The organism is Shewanella sp. 4_MG-2023, from assembly GCF_030548015.1.
Classification (GTDB): domain Bacteria; phylum Pseudomonadota; class Gammaproteobacteria; order Enterobacterales; family Shewanellaceae; genus Shewanella.
The window spans coordinates 21,153-37,802 of the sequence record NZ_JAUORL010000038.1 but is presented as its reverse complement, the minus strand read 5'-3'; the positions used below and the strand labels follow the sequence as shown (position 1 = coordinate 37,802).

Here is a 16,650-nt window from a genome sequence, read left to right as displayed (position 1 = left end):
TTCCCACCATCCTTGGCGGTCAGAAGCTCGCTGCTGCATCTACACCGGGATTATTATCTCTTCGATTTGACTTTATTCGTGGGAATAAAAAAGCTAAAAAGCAGAAAATCTATTTGCCTCCGACTCAATATGAATTGAGGTCATCGAGAAAAGACCGTGAGCTTGGCATGGATGCCAAGCTAGCTTTCGTTAGGCCATGGATGGCGCATCTGAGGCGTTAGCATTTTCAAATATGACCGAAGAACACTACAAGCGAAGTCAAAAGCTGGATCAATCCCCGTTGAAAACATGCGATTTTCAGCATTTTTCGTTGGGGCCTGAGGGTTTGTTAAGGGCTTATTTTGTAAAATGTGAGCGCTTTCCCCCTTGACTCTGCTCTTTGCAAAAGAAGGGGCGAAGCGCCACGACGTTAATCCAAACAAAGTTTGGAAAGACTTAAAGAAAACTTGCGATTTATAACTCGTATAAGTGAAGCACCACGACTTTTTTGTTCAAACTGGCAAACTAGATTTGGGTCACTAAATCGTTAGGGAAGTTTGCCGTGGCGAGTTCTGCCAACTTAAACAACTCATGACGTTTCGAACTTTGTTGTCTTAGTTTCAATCTTTATTGTCTAGTTTCAGACTTTAATGTACATCGACAGGAAAATGAATAACACCAAGCGCGCTTAAGCAAATAAGTGCCTTAGTAAGGGTTTATCCGCTGTGTCTCTACTTCACCATACAATGTTGGTAAATGTTCTCCCATTGCAGGTAAGTGAGCTCAATACTCGCTTCACTGTCACAACAGTAAGCGTCACCCTTTGGGCACACCTTTTCAGTGATATCAGCTAATTGCTCAGTAACACAGCCAGATAAGTACTCGTTACTTAATACCATATTGTTAAGTTGTTGCCGCTGCACAAGGGGAATAGCTAATGAATCCTGCGGCGCAATAACGCAATCAGACGACGCTAAAGAGAGTAACGCGGCAGTGATGAGTCCTTTCATATTAACTCCAATATAATTAAATCAATTATACGATAGCCATTGTAGCCACTGCACAGCAAGGTTTTATTCGAATTAGTTGATTATATCCTTTGCGCTAATCGAAAATTACTATAGTGTGGTTATTCAATTGTTTCGTCATTTATATTTTTCTAGATATTTGGCTTAGCTTTAGCTACCCAACTAGGACAAATAATGACGACCCCTGTACGCGTTCGCTATCACACCATTGAAATTGGTGACAACGATATTCACTTATGTACCCTTCGAGATAAACAGCAATTTAGTGACGATAACAACACAGCTAAAGACTTAGGTATTTCTTCGGCGCTATGGCCCATTTTTGGGGTAGTCTGGCCTTCCAGTATGGTACTGGCAAATCACATGCTTGATTATCAAACTCAAGGTAAACGCATTTTAGAGATTGGTTGTGGTATCGGCCTTTCAAGCTTACTGTTAAACCAAAGAGCCGATGATATTACCGCCACCGATTATCACCCTGAGGTTGAAGGTTTTCTATTAAGAAATACCCAACTCAATAACGACAAATCGATAAACTTTGAACGAGTCGATTGGGCTGATGACAACAGTGATTTAGGTCAGTTCGATTTAATCATCGGCAGTGATTTATTGTACGAAGATGAGCATATTGCCTTGCTGGCTTACTTCATTCAAGCCCATGCCAAACGCCAATGTGAAATTGTTATTGTCGATCCCGGTCGTGGCCGAAAAAACAAACTCACCACCAAGATGGATGAATACGGCTTTAGCCATAATCATATCAAACCCATTCACACTGATTATTTAACACAACAATTCAAAGGCCATATTTTGCGCTTTTCAAGAGAGAGCTAGTGCAGTTAAATTTCGCTTAGCAGTCTAGTATATACTCATAAAAAATCACGCTCTGCTCTGTAATGGCTTGCTGGGTAAAGCCCAGCTTTAAAAGTAATTTAGCTGATGCTTGGTTACTTTTGTCTACCCCAGCGATTAATTTACGCCATTGAAGTTGATCCCGGGAAAATTCAATCACTCCTGTGAGTAACTCGCTTCCATAGCCTTTTTTCCAATAATGCTCACCCAGTAAATAACCGATATGGGCTGTTTCTTCATCAGCAAGATACATAAAGACTAATCCCATCATTAAGTCTGTATCAGTCGCATCAACCCGACATAAACGGCTTTGTGCTAGCATTTCATCAAGCCAGTACTCGGCGGCTGGTAGTGAGTTTAGCTGCTGAAAATTAGCAGGAAGATGATTAACCACTGCAGGTGTCAACAACGCCATAAGCTGTATCAAGAGTGCGGATGACTGCGATGTTAACTCTGATGCAGACTCTGACGATGATATTTCCCTTATTAGCAGCCTCGCTGTTTGCAAATTTATCTTCACCTGATGGCTCCTATTTATGGCCATTAACAAAGCAAACCCCATTAATAATACGGAGTAACTGCAGGCTATCTTATCATTTAGCGCTATTAAAATTTGCTTTGGTTAGTACCAAAGTGACATCTAGCCATCATTAAGCTGCAATAATATGGCATTAACTCAGCCAATCACTACCATCCTCAGCCTAAGTAAGGTATAACGGCGCCATGAAAACTCCTAAACGTATACAACCACTGGTTGATGATGGCCTTATTGACGAAGTCGTAAGCCAATTAATGAGCGGTAAAGAAGCCACCGTTTATATGGTTCGCTGTGGAAATGAAATCCGCTGCGCCAAAGTGTATAAAGAAGCCATTAAACGGAGCTTCAAAAAAGCAGCGCAATATCAAGAAGGTAGAAAAAGTCGCAATAGCCGTCGCAGCCGTGCAATGGAAAAAGGTTCCAGCTACGGCCGTGAGCAGCAAGAAAATGCCTGGCAAAATGCCGAAGTAGATGCCTTGTATAAATGTGCTGACGCCAATATTCGAGTGCCTGTCCCCTATGGCTGCTTTGAAGGTGTGCTGATAATGGAACTGATCACTGATGGTCAAGGTGATGTGGCCCCGCGTTTAAATGATATTGTGTTAAGCGCAGAACAAGCGTTACAAGATCACGCCACCATGATGGGGTATGTCACTCGTATGTTGTGTGCCGGCATCGTCCATGGTGACTTATCGGAATTTAACGTACTGCAAGATGACCATGGACCTGTGATTATCGATCTGCCCCAAGCCGTCGATGCTTCAGCCAATAATAATGCCAAGGTCATGCTAGAACGTGACGTTAACAATATGACCCGCTATTACTCGCAGTTTGCACCTGAGCTTGCTTTAACAAAGTATGCCAAGGAAATGTGGAGCTTATATGAGAAAGGCGACTTACTGCCTGATACCCAGCTTAGCGGTGAATTTGAAGAGGATACCAGCGCTGCTGATGTCAATTCAGTGCTAGAAGAAATTCAAGCAGCCTTTGAAGAAGAACTAGAGCGCCGCGAACGCATTAGTGAGCCTGAAGAGCTTTAACGCCCTCACACTTAATTTCGACTGTAAATAAAAACGGCGCTGATAGCGCCGTTTTAATACTCAAGAGTTAACTCATCGACCTAGTGGTCGTTTTTACCCCACAGCCATGCTGCACCACGCACCCCAGATGATGCGCCATATTCGTTTTTAACCACTAAGGTGTCGCACTCGCGGCCAACCACATACTTAGGTAATACTTTTGGCAATTCAGTGTATATCGCATCAATATTAGATACGCCGCCACCTAATACAATCACATCAGGGTCGAGCATATTAATCAGGTGTGCCAATGAGCGTGCTAAACGATCGATAAAGCGCACAAATGCTTGGGTCGCTAACGGATGACCATCGGCCATCATTTGCGAAATTTGAATGCCACTGTCAGCTTCACCACCAGCACGGCGGAAATCACGAACAAAGCCAGTGCCTGAAATAAAGGTCTCGATGCAATCTTTGTTGCCACAAAAACACGATGTAGAATTAAATTCGTCCGAAGTCATCCACGGCAAAGGATTATGACCCCATTCACCACCAATGCCATTACCGCCGCCATGAACTTTACCATTTATCGCTAAACCGCCACCGCAGCCTGTACCAATAATCACCCCAAAGACCACATCTTTGCCTGCGGCTGCGCCATCAACAGCTTCAGATACCGCAAAACAGTTAGCATCGTTTGCTACCCGCACTTCTCTATCAAGACGAGCGCTTAAATCTTTATCAAGTGGGTGACCATTAATCCAAGTTGAATTCGAATTTTTAACCAAACCCGTTAACGGTGATACCACCCCTGGGATCCCCACACCCACACTGCCAGTTTGCTGAGTTTCGGCTTCAGCATCATTAACTAAGCCTACTATGGCATCAAGGGTTTCAGGGTAGTTTTTAGGTGTTGGAATACGTTTACGAAATAGCTCTGAACTATCTTCGGCTAGCGCCACCACTTCAATCTTTGTCCCGCCAAGGTCAATACCCATGCGCATCATAGTAACTCTCTCCATATCGTTAGAATCTGTTATTCACCAAAATGAGTGTGCCGCAATAGCTATTATTGAGCTGATAAAAGGCTAACGGTTTCAAGTTAGACACTTTTGCAATGACTCGTTTATATAGCTACCTTGCAAACCATGCTGGTGACGCCGCAATAAAATACGGATTTAAAATATTTTCTTTTTGGTTGTAATCAAGGGACGTTAATTCAGGATAACGCACTACCTGACCACCAGCGCCTTCAACGACAGCTTGCGCTGCAGCGGTATCCCACTCACTGGTTAGCCCCAGTCTTGGATACACATCAGCAATGCCTTCTGCCACCATACAAAACTTTAATGAGCTACCAACACTTTGCATTTGGTGCTCGCCCACATCCTTAAGGAACTCTTCAAGCCCAGGGCTGATATGGGAGCGACTGCCCACCACCACAGGTACAGGGCTGACTGTTTGTTGGCTAATATCTAACTGTTGCTGCTGCCCTTGATACTCAAGCCATGCGCCTTGACCCACAATGGCAGAATAACATTTGTGTAATACCGGCGCGTATACCACTCCTACCATAGCGCGGCCTTGATGAACTAAGGCAATATTGACGGTAAACTCACCGTTGCGCTTAATAAACTCTTTGGTGCCATCTAGTGGGTCAATTAACCAATAAGTTTGCCATTCTTTACGTTCTGACCAAGGGATATCAGCGGCTTCTTCGCTCATGATCTTAATGCCAGCAAATTGCTGAGCTAATGCGTTAACAATCACATTATGACTGGCAATATCCGCAGCGGTCACTGGGCTATCATCTTGTTTTTGCGTTACTTGCAAGTCGGTGTCTGAATACACTTGCATAATTGCATCACCAGCCAATTTGGCAATCTCAACCACTTTAGTGAGATGCTGCTGGGTAAACAGCGGTTTCGTAAATGGCTGCTGCGCATCATCTTGCTCTGAAAAACTAAATACCTTCAAGGTTCATCCTTATGAATACGTTAACCTGTGGTTAACTCAAATCACTTAGCGCTATTATGCCAGTTGCTCGCAAGATGATTTATAACTATTTAGTTTGTCTTAGAAATAACAATGTTAGTTAACTTTTCACTAGCATAAATATCAAGGTAGCTCTGCCACGCCTCTGAGTTAATTTTTGCTACTAATATGCAACATCGTTTACAGATAGTAAGCCAAGTGCCCCTTGCATAAAAGGCACAATGGCTTAGCTGCATTCGTATTCAAACTGATTTAAAACAATGTTATTTAGTTAGCTGCACATTATCTACTTGCATAACCACCCCATTTTGATTGCCCCAAGCCGGAAAAATCACTAATGGGGTATCAACTTGGGTTAAATCTAAACTTGAGCCAGCATGGCTAACAAGGTCTGCAAGCGCTAACTTATAATGGGTCCAAGTGGCAATATCGGGCGTAGTAATGGCAAAGTCACCAGAGCTACAGGGATGGCCACAATCGACCTTGATATTAAAGTCGCGCTGGCTTCGAGGATCTGTCAGCACATTGACATCAAACTCAACAAAACTAAATTGGCTAACATCTTGACCTAATCCGGTGCTTTGGTAATAAACCACGGCTTCATCGGTATTAAAACTAAATTGAGTTACAGCGCCATAATCACCACCAGCATCAACTTGAGCGATATCGACTGAACCATTAGCGGCGTAATGTCCTATGCTATATGGCGGTTTTACTTCATCATCATAAACAACCAGTTCATCAACTTCAGTAAGTTGGTATTCATAGCGCACATTATCAATTTGCAGGCTGATGTTACCTAATGCTTCAATCACAAACGGATTCACTACCGCAGCTAAGTCAGCCACGCTACCTGGCGAAAACCGATTGCCATTGGCGACTAATTCTGCGATAGATATTTTTACTTCAGTCCAAGTATTAAGCTCTGGCAGAGTGACGTTAATATCACTGACATTAGGCCAACCACTGTCAATTTTAACCAGCAGCTCGACATTATCGTCGATAGATAACAGGTTAATATCAAAGACTAAATAGCCATTATTGGCCCAATGAGACAAATCGGCTGTGGGAGGGTAAGAGAAATAAGCATTACCCGTCGCGCCCACTTTATCCATTTGCAGCACCTCACCGCGACCTTCTACTGTCAGCGTCTGCAAGGTAATACTGCCATCGGGGTTATAGCTATCAAGCGCTAACCCTTGGGCTAGTGCATCGTCAAACATGATAAATTCTGGTCCTGCGCCAATGTCAGTGCTGGGGGTCGTGATCGCTGGCGGCTGATGGCCTTCTACCACTGCTGCGGCCTCATCAATAGTGGCACAACCACTGCCTGTTGTTGGCGCGACACTGCATTCATACACGCGCACATAATCCACCTCCATGGTTTGTGGAAATACCGACTCATCCACCCCAGTGTTGTTGACATTACCCGCCCAAGTACCGCCAACGGCAAAATTGAGGATCATGTGAAACGCTTGATTGTAAGGTGCATCTTCAGGGGCTTGTTGTAAAATCCCCTCAGCATCAGTGTATTGACTGTACCAACCCGTTGAGCGCTGAGTGGCAAAATGCACATCATCTACATACCAGCGAATTTCATCTTGCTCCCATTCAAGGGCATAAACATGAAAATCATCGGCAGGATTTGCGCCGTGTGGCAAACTGTACTCTGCGCCAGAATAGACATTGCCAGGCCAAGCTTTACCATAATGCAAAGTGCCATGAACCCGGCTTTCAGGTGTCTGGGACTCATCGCCATTGGTGATCACTTTCAGATTAACCGCTTCCATAATATCGATTTCGCCAGAGCCTGCCCAAGGACCATAAACCCAGTCAGTGGGCAACATCCAAATGGCCGGCCAAGTGCCCTGACCTTGTGGCATTTTGGCTTTAATTTCAAAGCGGCCATATTTCCAATCGCCTTTATGGGTCGAATCTAAACGCGCCGAAGTGTAAGGCTGCTGTTTTGAAGTGTCATTGGCATCGTAATTAGGATCGCCCAATGCTACTGCAGGGCCATTAAAATCTTCCCGCAGAGCGGTAATCACTAACTTACCATCAACCACTTGGCTGTTATCAGCGCGCTGGGTATAACATTGTAATTCTTCGTTGCCGCCGCCATAACAGTTATGGGCTAAATTCCATTTAGTGGCATCAATCTCAGCGCCGTCAAATTCGTCACTCCACACCAATGACCAGCTTGCGTTTTCTTGCCCTGAACCCGTGTCTGAATCAGAGTCTGAGCCAGAGTCTACTGACGCTTGCTCTGATTCAACTTCAGGCTCAGTTTCAGTCTCATTATCTGAGCCACATCCTATTAGCAGCAGCGCAGTTAAACTCGCCGCGCTAATGACTTTAGCGGATGAAAAAGCCTGGCTTAGAGCCAAATTTAACGGTAATTTTCTATTGAACATTCTTGATTCCCCAATCGCAAAATATCTAAAAAATTCCAGCAAAATGCCCTACAAACTCAATTGTAAGTTCAACGTCATTGGTGGATTAACATGCCCGCTAAGAGGATCTTAGCGGGTTAACTCATTCAGGTTTGATAAATACTTAAACCAGAATGCCTACTGCCGCTAACGATTACTGCTCGTTAGTGGCACATGAAATAGTGGCTTGTTCAGCGCCATTTGGCACTATAACTAAATCACTAAAACTCACTTCTGCTGCGCCTACCGTTGAAAGGTAAAACGGCGTATTGATTTTGCCAAAGTCCAGTTGCTGCTCTTTAAAACATTGCAAATCAACACTGATGGTTTGCCATGTATCAATGGCGACGCTATTAAGCTGCTCGGTAATATCAACATCAGCGCGGCAATCTCTATCGCATGCCATACCCAGTAATAATGGCTGCTCAAGTTTTTTAGCAGTTTTAATCATTACGCTCAGCGCGGCATTGCTATTCGAGTAAGCTCGTAAGTCCCGCGGGAAGTTACTAATTAACCCCACAAAGCCTAATCCTGAGCCGTTAAAGCTAATTAAGCGGGCATCTTCTTGAACTTGCTTATCAAAGGTGCGCAGCGTAACCACATCATTAGACTGAATACTACTACTGACTGTATCCATTGACGTTTCTGTGCCTATCATCAAGCGCCAAGGTGCTTTTACAGCACGTTCAAATAATGGTAATGCTTCAAGCTTATCATCGGTAGCAAAGTTATCTTCAGATAAGGTGTTAGCGACCACATTACTCGGAACCTCAGTGTTGATGTCAGCGCCATAATGCAAGCCATAGCCATAGCCAAATAAAGGCGCGTAGTCTTTATCAAACACATTCACTTTGGTTTGTTGCGGGCGAGTCGGCCAAGAGAAAGATAATTTACCAGCAAAGTTCTCATTAACCTCGCCATTGGCTTGGCTCAGTAATACCTGAGCCACCCCGTCACCTTCAGTACCAGGAAGCCAAGCAGCCACAAATGCATCGGATGCATTTAACTCAGCATTGACCCACATTGGGCGGCCACTGATAAACACAGCTACCACAGGAATACCTTGGGCTTTAAGCGACTTTAGTAAGGCTAAATCACGTTTATCACCACGCTGATATTCAAGGTTATCAATATCACCATTGCCTTCGGCATAAGGCTCTTCACCAAATACCACAATCGCAACATCGGGCTTATTCGCAGCCTCAAATGCACCATCAACGCTTAACCAAGTTTGACCACCTGCAGCTTTAACCGTTTGCTCAATACCAGCATAAATTGAAGTTGCACCAGGAAAGTCTTCATTTAAGTTATCAGTGCCCTGCCAAGTAATACTCCAGCCACCCGATTGCTTACCGATGTTATCTGCAGCATCACCTGCCACTAAGATTTTGGCACTAGGCGAAATAGGTAAAATGTTATTATTGTTTTTCAGCAACACTAACGATTCTCGTACAGCTTGTCTGGCAACGTCGCGATGCTCTTTGGCACCAATTAACTCAGTTTTACCTGAAATGGCACGATTAGCAGGGCTTGGTTTTTCAAATAACCCAGCGCGGATTTTTACCCGTAAAATACGGCGCACCGCATCATCGATACGAGATTGCGCAATCACACCGTTTTTGACTTGGGCAATGGTATTTTCATACAAAGGCTTCCAAGCACTGGTTGGCACCATGTACACATCTAAACCAGCATTGACGGCCTGTGCGCAAGACTCATTGGTGCAACCTGCCACTTGTCCGTGACCATTCCAGTCACCAACCACAAAACCATCAAAGCCCATTTTGTCTTTTAATACATCGTTTAATAGATATTTATCACCATGAATTTTACTGCCATGCCAGCTATTAAAAGATGCCATCACCGTTTGTGCTCCTGCAGTTAAGCCGCCCACATAACCTTGGGCATGAATATCAAATAATTCCTGCTCAGTCGCTAGGTTATCGCCTTGATCGATACCTTTTTCAGTGCCGCCATCGCCAAGGAAATGCTTTACGGTTGAAATAACATGCTGGTCTGATAAAAAGTCTTCGCTAACGGCGCCCTGCAGGCCTTCAACAATTGAATGAGAGTATGACTTTACGATTTGTGGGTCTTCAGAATAACCTTCATAAGTACGACCCCAGCGGTCATCCCTTACAACGGCCACTGTTGGCGCAAATACCCAATCAATACCGGTTACCATGACTTCTTTGGCGGTAATGGCAGCTATTTGCTTAATTAACTCAGGATTATTGGCTGCGCCTAAACCGATATTGTGCGGGAATAAAGTCGCGCCAATCACATTGTTATGACCATGAACGGCATCTGTGCCCCACATAGTAGGTATCGCAATACCATCTACACTGTCATCCATCGACGCTTGATACATTTTTTCAGCAAGTTCAATCCAGTCTGATGGCGTGGCATGTTTATCATCATTTGGATAAGCACCGCCGCCATTTAAATAAGAGCCGAAACCGTATTTACGCATATCTTCCACAGTAATGTCGCGAATTTCAGGCTGGATCATTTGCGCGACTTTTTGCTCTAAGGTCATGGTCGCCATCAGCTTATCGATACGCGTTTCAAGGACAACATCTTTAGCAAATGGAATAGCAAGTGTTGGCCAAATATCAATATTGGTTGCCGCTGTTGCTTTTGTGATAGAAGCTTGTGCCACAGTTTCCGCTGCGCTAGTAACTTCGCTACTAGACTCTGGCGTTACGGGTTTGACTTCATCTTGACCACACGCACTTAAGCCAACCAACACCGCCAAAACCTGCGCGGGCAGCGTTAATCGCTTAAATGTATTCATTGAGTTTACTGTTCTCATAATCACGCCTTTTAAAATCGTTTTTTTATGTAATTTGTTTATGTAAGTTTTTTGATACAAATCATACAGTTCTAAAATCAAACGCTTTGTGGTCGTGTAGCCTTGCTACCCACTAAGCCGTAATAAGCAATAAATGCATAACAAATTAACGGCAATGCAAAAGCTAATTGGATACCTAAGCTGTCAGCCATAATGCCCTGCAGTAATGGCACTATCGCGCCGCCGACAATAGCCAGGCACAACACCCCTGAACCTTGGCTGGTATATTGCTTTAAATCTTGTAGCGCTAAACTAAAGATGGTTGGGAACATAATCGAGTTACATAAGCCCACTAATAATAAGGCCCACATCGCCGTGGTGCCTTCTGCAAACATGGCAACAGCGACTAATAGCACGGCACAAGTGGCATTAAAGGCCAGCACTTTGCCGGCTGAGATTTTTTGCATTACCAGTGCGCCAATAAAGCGCCCCACCATTGCGCCGCCAAAATAATAGGCAATGTAGTTAGCCGCTTCAGCTTCAGTAAAGCCGCCAATATCTGGCTGAGTTAAAAAATTAATTAAAAAGCTGCCAATACCCACTTCTGCGCCGACATAAACAAAAATACCCACAGCCCCTAAGACTAAATGAGGATACTTCCAAGCACTGCCGCTACTTGTCCCTGAGGTATTTGTTGGTTTAATCCCTAACACTGGTAATTTTAAAATCATAAAAATAACCGCTAACACACATAAGGCGCCCGCTAACATCAAGTAAGGCACCTGAACGGTGCTGGCATGATGTACTGCTTCAATGGCAGGATCACTATTGTGAGTTAAGCTACTTAAAATTAACCAACTGCCAAAAAATGGCGCCACTGTGGTACCAAGAGAATTAAAAGCTTGAGTCATGGTTAAACGTGATGATGCGGTTTCAGCAGGACCTAAAGCACTGACATAAGGATTGGCTGCAACCTGTAAAATGGTAATGCCTGACGCTAACACAAAAAATGCGCTTAAAAACATCCAGTAAGATGCATAACTTGCTGAAGGGTAGAACATTAAACAACCAACACAAGCAATAGCTAAGCCGGTAACAATCCCTTTTTGATAACCAATTTTTCCCACCAAATGCCCTGCGGGAATTGAGACAATAAAATAGGCGCCGAAGAAACAAAACTGCACCAACATTGCTTGGGTGTAGTTAAGTTCGAACATATCTTTCAGGTAAGGAATAAGAATATCATTGAGGCAAGTTAAAAAGCCCCACATAAAAAATAATGACGTTAATGCCACCAGCGCAAAACGAAAATTTCCTGTTTGATGAACATTGCCAATATCACTATTGATTGGTTCAGCAACCCCATTTGAAGGTGCACTAGCCATAACATTTCCTCATTTATTGTTATTTATTTTGGGTAAATGACTATCAATTAAATTAACATTTTCATTGATAGGCACACCAAAGATTGTGTAAATCAATTATTGACCTTTTGTTAATTAATCACTAACCTCGATGTAAGCGCTTTCATTTTTAACATACCGATAACGAATGTCAACGATTTTTCGCAGTAAAAATCGGATTTTAAACTGCTAAGCACACTGAGACTCGCACTTTTAAGTCACTCTGACCTAAACACGCGAAAAACTTATTAAGCGAATGAAAAATATGAAAATATCTTTACCATCAAATTCAAAAATGCACACAAAAGAGTTCACTTTTGGGGTGGCAACTGCTTCTTTTCAAATTGAAGGCGCCGCCGATACCCGCCTCCCTTGCATATGGGATACCTTCTGTGCAACGGCCGGTAAAATTCGTGATGGTTCAGACGGGAAACACGCTTGTGAGCATGTGGCATTATTCAAAGATGATGTGCAATTAATCGAATCTTTAGGCGTTGATGCCTACCGATTATCAATTTCTTGGCCACGAGTCATTAAGCAAGATGGTAGCCTCAATCAACAAGGTGTCGACTTTTATATCAACTTAATTGATGAGTTAAATAGCCGCGGTATAAAGGTTTACGCCACCTTGTATCATTGGGACTTACCGCAGCATATTGAAGATCAAGGTGGCTGGCTCAATCGTCAAACCGCATACTTATTTGCAGACTACGCAGATAAAATCACCCAAGCTTTAGGTGACAAAGTCTATTCTTACGCCACCTTAAATGAACCTTTTTGCAGTTCATACTTAGGTTATGAAGTGGGTGTTCATGCCCCAGGGCTTGCCAGCAAAGCATTTGGCCGTCAATCAGCCCATCACTTATTACTGGCCCATGGCTTGGCTTTAAAAGTCATTCAACAAAATTGTCCTAATGCATTAAACGGTATCGTGCTTAATTTCACCCCTTGCTATCCATTAACTGACACTGATGCCGATATAAAAGCCGCTCAAACCGCCGATGATTATTTTAACCAGTGGTATATGAAGCCAATAATGGACGGTGAATACCCTGCAATTATTCATGATTTTGATGATGCAGATAAACCTGACATTCAAGCAGGTGACATGGAGATTATTAAGCAGCCACTGGACTTCTTAGGGATTAACTTTTATACCCGCGCAGTTTATAGCGCTTGTGATAAAAATGAATTTGTTCAAGTTGATATGAAAGATGCCCCTAAAACCGATATAGGCTGGGAGATCTACCCAAGTGCATTTACTGACTTACTGACTAGTTTAAATAGTACATATACATTACCGCCTGTTTATATCACTGAAAATGGTGCCGCCATGGACGATAAAATTGTTAATAACCAAGTTGATGATTTAGATCGTCTTGAGTATTACCAAGCTCACTTAAACGCTGTAAATGATGCCATTAATCAAGGCGTTAATGTCGTCGGTTATTTCGCTTGGAGTTTAATGGATAACTTTGAATGGGCTGAAGGCTATTTAAAACGTTTTGGAATCGTGTATGTTGATTATCAAACTCAGCAGCGCACCATTAAAAGAAGTGGCTTAGCTTATCGCGACTTTATCAGTCAACGTCAATAAAGACTGTGGGTTAACTTTGCACCACATCTAAGTTAACTAGAACAATATTTAAAGCCGATAACTAAAAACAGCACAACCATAATAATGACCCGGAAGAGGTTCGCATGATTAGCGTTAAAGAAAAAATAGCCTATGGATTAGGTGATACCGCCAGCAATATTGTGTTTCAGACCGTAATGCTATTTTTAACTTTTTTCTATACTGATATTTTTGGCATTTCACCGGCCTTTGTCGGCACCATGTTCCTAGCAGTTAGGGTAATTGATGCGATTACCGATCCTTTGATGGGCGCCTTAACCGACAGAACCAATACCCGCTGGGGTAAGTTTAGGCCTTACTTACTGTGGTTTGCGCTACCCTTTGGATTAATCAGTGTGCTGGCTTTTACGACACCTGATTTAGCTGAAGAAGGCAAAATGATCTATGCCTTCGTCACTTACACTGCGTTAATGATGGTCTACACCGCCATTAACATTCCCTATTGCGCTTTGGGCGGAGTGTTAACTGCCGATCCTAAAGAGCGTGTGTCAGTACAATCTTATCGTTTTGTTTTTGCCATGCTAGGCGGATTAATGGTGTCAGGATTGACGCTACCATTAGTTGAGTTTTTCGGCCAAGGCGATCAAGCCAAAGGTTATCAGCTGACCATTGCCGCCATGAGTTTTCTTGGCGTGATCATGTTCTTACTGTGTTTTGTCGGCACCAAAGAGCGCTTACATCCTCCGCAAGATCAAAATTCGACGTTTAAAGCAGATTTCAAAAACCTATTAAAAAATGACCAATGGCGCGTGCTTTCTGTGGCAGCAATTTGCTTATTATCTGGCATGGTTTTAAAAACCAGTTTAGCGATTTATTACGTCAAGTATTACCTCAACTTACCAGACATGATCACCTGGTTTATTACTTTAGGCATGATTGGAAATATTTTCGGCTGTATTTTGGCGCAACCACTCGCTAAAAGAGTGTGTAAAGTAAAAGCCTATATCACCATTCAACTCATTGCCGCCATTTTATGCGTCGCCGCGTATTTTGTCTCAAGTGAGCAAGTGGAACTCGCCTTTGCGCTTTATATTCTATGGGGCTTTACCTTTAATATGGGTACCCCGCTACTATGGGCCAAAATGGCTGATGCGGTTGATTATGGCCAATTCAAAACTGGGGTAAGAATTACCGGGATGATTTATTCATCGGTTATTTTCTTCATCAAATTAGGGGTGGCAATTGGCGGTGCTGCTGCGGGTTGGTTACTGGCAATGTATGGCTATCAAGCTGATACTGAGTTAACTGAAACCACTAAACAGGGCATTTTAATTTCATTTACCTTATACCCTGCTATTGGCTCAATTATCGTGGCTGTGGTTATGCGCTGGTACACTCTTGATAATCAGGAAGTTGAAAGAGTGCATTTAGCCATCACTAAATAAATAGCTAAATAAGAAGTAGTTAACTAATTAGCTACTTCGAGATATTGAATATCGTTAACTGCTTCTCGATAATGATGAATACAAATATCAATATAAAATCCGTATTGCTGAAGGTTTAAGGCTTTATTGCCACATAAAATAAAGAATTAAGCACTAAGTGAAGGTTTTTTTTAGTGATTATGCTAAATAGTTCATGGTAGGCTAATCGCCGCTTAAATGATTATCTAATACGGAAAGCTTAAATAGGGATATATGGCAACAATATATGATGTATCTGTCTTGGCGGGTGTTTCACTTGCGACTGTGTCGCGAGTAATGAATAACAACACCAAAGTCAGCGACAAGACCAAACAAAAAGTATTAAGCGCAATGGAGCAATTGGGTTATCGACCTAACTCTATCGCGCAGTCATTAGCATCTAACCGCTCAAACAGTATTGGGGTGTTAGTGTCTCAATTAGATGGCCCCTATTACGGCCCTATGATGACCGAAATTGAAACAGCCCTCAGAACGGCCAATAAACACGTTATTATTGCCGCTGGTCATAGTGTCGAAACCCAAGAAAAAGAAGGCGTTGAGTTTTTAATGAGTCGCGGTTGTGATGCGTTAATTCTTGATGTTGAAGCTGTAGACGATGACTACCTTATAAAGCTTTGCCAAGGCCCAACGCCCATTGTATTAATTAACCGCTACATTGAAGAAATCAGTGATGCCTGCGTTTACTTAGATAATGAACTGGGTGGCTATTTAGCCACTAAACACATTCTCAGCCATGGACATAAAGCTATTGCTTATATCTCAGGCCCTAAATTTAAACTCGATGCCAAGGACCGCTTGCGTGGCCATCAACGGGCATTAACAGAATTTGATCTCAAGTTTGATGAGCAATTGTGCTTTGAGGGTGACTTTAAAGAGCACAGTGGCAGTTTGGCGATGGAACACTTACTGAGCGTCAATAAACCCTTTACTGCTGTGGTATGTGCCAATGACCAAATGGCCTCTGGTGCTATTGCTGTTTGTCTTGAACGCGGCATGAAGATCCCCCAAGACTTATCTTTTGTGGGTTACGATAATATTCCTTTCCCGCAATATATCTCCCCGAAGCTCACCACGGTTAATAACCCAATCCACGAAATGGGTAAAATGGCGGCATTTTGGGTATTAAAACATGTTTATAATACCAGCGCCAATGTAGAAAATACCTTTACTCCTCAGCTGGTGGTTAGAAACTCTGCGACAGCGCCAATCAAATAGATGATAACTAAAGCACAGCATATTAATTGTTATCAGTGGTGATATAGCCACTGATACAACTGGGTTATAACCCTCCTAGTACCCGCACACGCTAATCTTTTAAACCTATAAGTCAGCAATCCTCAATAGTAAGCTCATTAATCGTCAGCCCTATCGCTAATGCTGCCTGCCAAATACCGTTTTTATCGCTGCAATTGCGGCATTTTTTGAGCTTTTTAATTATCAATCTAGATTACTCTTTTTACTCTCTAACAGCCTAATTAACTGATAAAAATCCCCCCTAAAGCCAAGCTAAACACTGTTCACTAAAGCTGCAATTGTACGTTTTTAAGAAT

At 42.9% G+C, this 16,650-nt stretch carries 13 protein-coding genes; 6 read left to right on the top strand and 7 right to left on the bottom strand.

Annotated features, from left to right (window positions below; translation table 11 throughout):
• Positions 1 to 221: hypothetical protein (locus Q4546_RS17015; RefSeq protein ID WP_303446688.1), on the top strand; the 221-nt coding region annotated here is incomplete at its 5' end.
• Between the two features lie 489 nt (positions 222 to 710).
• Here Q4546_RS17015 and Q4546_RS17010 read toward each other — a convergent pair.
• Complete coding sequence (locus Q4546_RS17010) at positions 711 to 989, bottom strand: hypothetical protein (protein ID WP_102476198.1); 279 nt, start codon at positions 987 to 989, stop codon at positions 711 to 713.
• A 192-nt stretch (positions 990 to 1,181) separates the two neighbouring features.
• Between Q4546_RS17010 and Q4546_RS17005 the strand changes: the two genes are divergently transcribed.
• Positions 1,182 to 1,841 (top strand): methyltransferase, encoded by a 660-nt coding sequence (locus Q4546_RS17005; protein WP_102439792.1) that lies wholly within the window; start codon positions 1,182 to 1,184, stop codon positions 1,839 to 1,841.
• Between the two features lie 16 nt (positions 1,842 to 1,857).
• Here Q4546_RS17005 and Q4546_RS17000 read toward each other — a convergent pair whose 3' ends face one another.
• Positions 1,858 to 2,274, bottom strand: a complete 417-nt coding sequence (locus tag Q4546_RS17000) for a GNAT family N-acetyltransferase (protein WP_303446687.1) — start codon at positions 2,272 to 2,274, stop codon at positions 1,858 to 1,860.
• Between the two features lie 308 nt (positions 2,275 to 2,582).
• Between Q4546_RS17000 and Q4546_RS16995 the strand changes: the two genes are divergently transcribed.
• Positions 2,583 to 3,437 (top strand): PA4780 family RIO1-like protein kinase, encoded by an 855-nt coding sequence (locus Q4546_RS16995; RefSeq protein ID WP_102476196.1) that lies wholly within the window; start codon positions 2,583 to 2,585, stop codon positions 3,435 to 3,437.
• A gap of 80 nt (positions 3,438 to 3,517) precedes the next feature.
• Here Q4546_RS16995 and mak read toward each other — a convergent pair whose 3' ends face one another.
• From mak to Q4546_RS16970, 5 genes are all read right to left on the bottom strand, one after another.
• Positions 3,518 to 4,423, bottom strand: a complete 906-nt coding sequence (mak, locus tag Q4546_RS16990; protein ID WP_102439789.1) for a fructokinase — start codon at positions 4,421 to 4,423, stop codon at positions 3,518 to 3,520.
• A gap of 127 nt (positions 4,424 to 4,550) precedes the next feature.
• The gene (gene cysQ, locus Q4546_RS16985) at positions 4,551 to 5,336 is read right to left on the bottom strand and encodes a 3'(2'),5'-bisphosphate nucleotidase CysQ (RefSeq protein ID WP_102476203.1); all 786 of its coding nucleotides are present in this window, start codon (positions 5,334 to 5,336) and stop codon (positions 4,551 to 4,553) included.
• Between the two features lie 338 nt (positions 5,337 to 5,674).
• Complete coding sequence (locus Q4546_RS16980) at positions 5,675 to 7,825, bottom strand: glycoside hydrolase family 16 protein (protein WP_303446686.1); 2,151 nt, start codon at positions 7,823 to 7,825, stop codon at positions 5,675 to 5,677.
• A 172-nt stretch (positions 7,826 to 7,997) separates the two neighbouring features.
• Positions 7,998 to 10,658 (bottom strand): exo 1,3/1,4-beta-D-glucan glucohydrolase, encoded by a 2,661-nt coding sequence (locus tag Q4546_RS16975; protein WP_303446685.1) that lies wholly within the window; start codon positions 10,656 to 10,658, stop codon positions 7,998 to 8,000.
• Positions 10,659 to 10,735: 77 nt separating this feature from the next.
• Entirely contained in the window at positions 10,736 to 11,908 is a 1,173-nt protein-coding gene (locus Q4546_RS16970; RefSeq protein ID WP_303446689.1) for a sugar MFS transporter, read from the bottom strand.
• A gap of 397 nt (positions 11,909 to 12,305) precedes the next feature.
• Here Q4546_RS16970 and Q4546_RS16965 point away from each other — a divergent pair, with 397 nt between their 5' ends.
• The 3 genes from Q4546_RS16965 (at position 12,306) to Q4546_RS16955 (ending at position 16,315) form a co-directional block, all read left to right on the top strand.
• The gene (locus Q4546_RS16965) at positions 12,306 to 13,637 is read left to right on the top strand and encodes a GH1 family beta-glucosidase (RefSeq protein ID WP_303446684.1); all 1,332 of its coding nucleotides are present in this window, start codon (positions 12,306 to 12,308) and stop codon (positions 13,635 to 13,637) included.
• Positions 13,638 to 13,741: 104 nt separating this feature from the next.
• The gene (locus Q4546_RS16960; protein ID WP_102439784.1) at positions 13,742 to 15,061 is read left to right on the top strand and encodes a glycoside-pentoside-hexuronide (GPH):cation symporter; all 1,320 of its coding nucleotides are present in this window, start codon (positions 13,742 to 13,744) and stop codon (positions 15,059 to 15,061) included.
• Positions 15,062 to 15,313: 252 nt separating this feature from the next.
• Positions 15,314 to 16,315 carry a LacI family DNA-binding transcriptional regulator gene (locus Q4546_RS16955; protein ID WP_303446683.1) on the top strand — a complete coding sequence of 334 codons (1,002 nt, stop codon included), beginning with the start codon at positions 15,314 to 15,316 and terminating at the stop codon, positions 16,313 to 16,315.
• Positions 16,316 to 16,650 lie beyond the last annotated feature (335 nt).

What these genes read in the sequence shown, in the direction of transcription:
- Q4546_RS17010 (WP_102476198.1), bottom strand. Translation starts at nt 989, where the DNA reads ATGAAAGGACTCATCACTGCCGCGTTACTCTCTTTAGCGTCGTCTGAT.
- Q4546_RS17005 (WP_102439792.1), top strand. Translation starts at nt 1,182, where the DNA reads ATGACGACCCCTGTACGCGTTCGCTATCACACCATTGAAATTGGTGAC.
- Q4546_RS17000 (WP_303446687.1), bottom strand. Translation starts at nt 2,274, where the DNA reads ATGGCGTTGTTGACACCTGCAGTGGTTAATCATCTTCCTGCTAATTTT.
- Q4546_RS16995 (WP_102476196.1), top strand. Translation starts at nt 2,583, where the DNA reads ATGAAAACTCCTAAACGTATACAACCACTGGTTGATGATGGCCTTATT.
- mak (WP_102439789.1), bottom strand. Translation starts at nt 4,423, where the DNA reads ATGATGCGCATGGGTATTGACCTTGGCGGGACAAAGATTGAAGTGGTG.
- Q4546_RS16980 (WP_303446686.1), bottom strand. Translation starts at nt 7,825, where the DNA reads ATGTTCAATAGAAAATTACCGTTAAATTTGGCTCTAAGCCAGGCTTTT.
- Q4546_RS16975 (WP_303446685.1), bottom strand. Translation starts at nt 10,658, where the DNA reads ATGAGAACAGTAAACTCAATGAATACATTTAAGCGATTAACGCTGCCC.
- Q4546_RS16970 (WP_303446689.1), bottom strand. Translation starts at nt 11,908, where the DNA reads ATGTGGGGCTTTTTAACTTGCCTCAATGATATTCTTATTCCTTACCTG.
- Q4546_RS16965 (WP_303446684.1), top strand. Translation starts at nt 12,306, where the DNA reads ATGAAAATATCTTTACCATCAAATTCAAAAATGCACACAAAAGAGTTC.
- Q4546_RS16960 (WP_102439784.1), top strand. Translation starts at nt 13,742, where the DNA reads ATGATTAGCGTTAAAGAAAAAATAGCCTATGGATTAGGTGATACCGCC.
- Q4546_RS16955 (WP_303446683.1), top strand. Translation starts at nt 15,314, where the DNA reads ATGGCAACAATATATGATGTATCTGTCTTGGCGGGTGTTTCACTTGCG.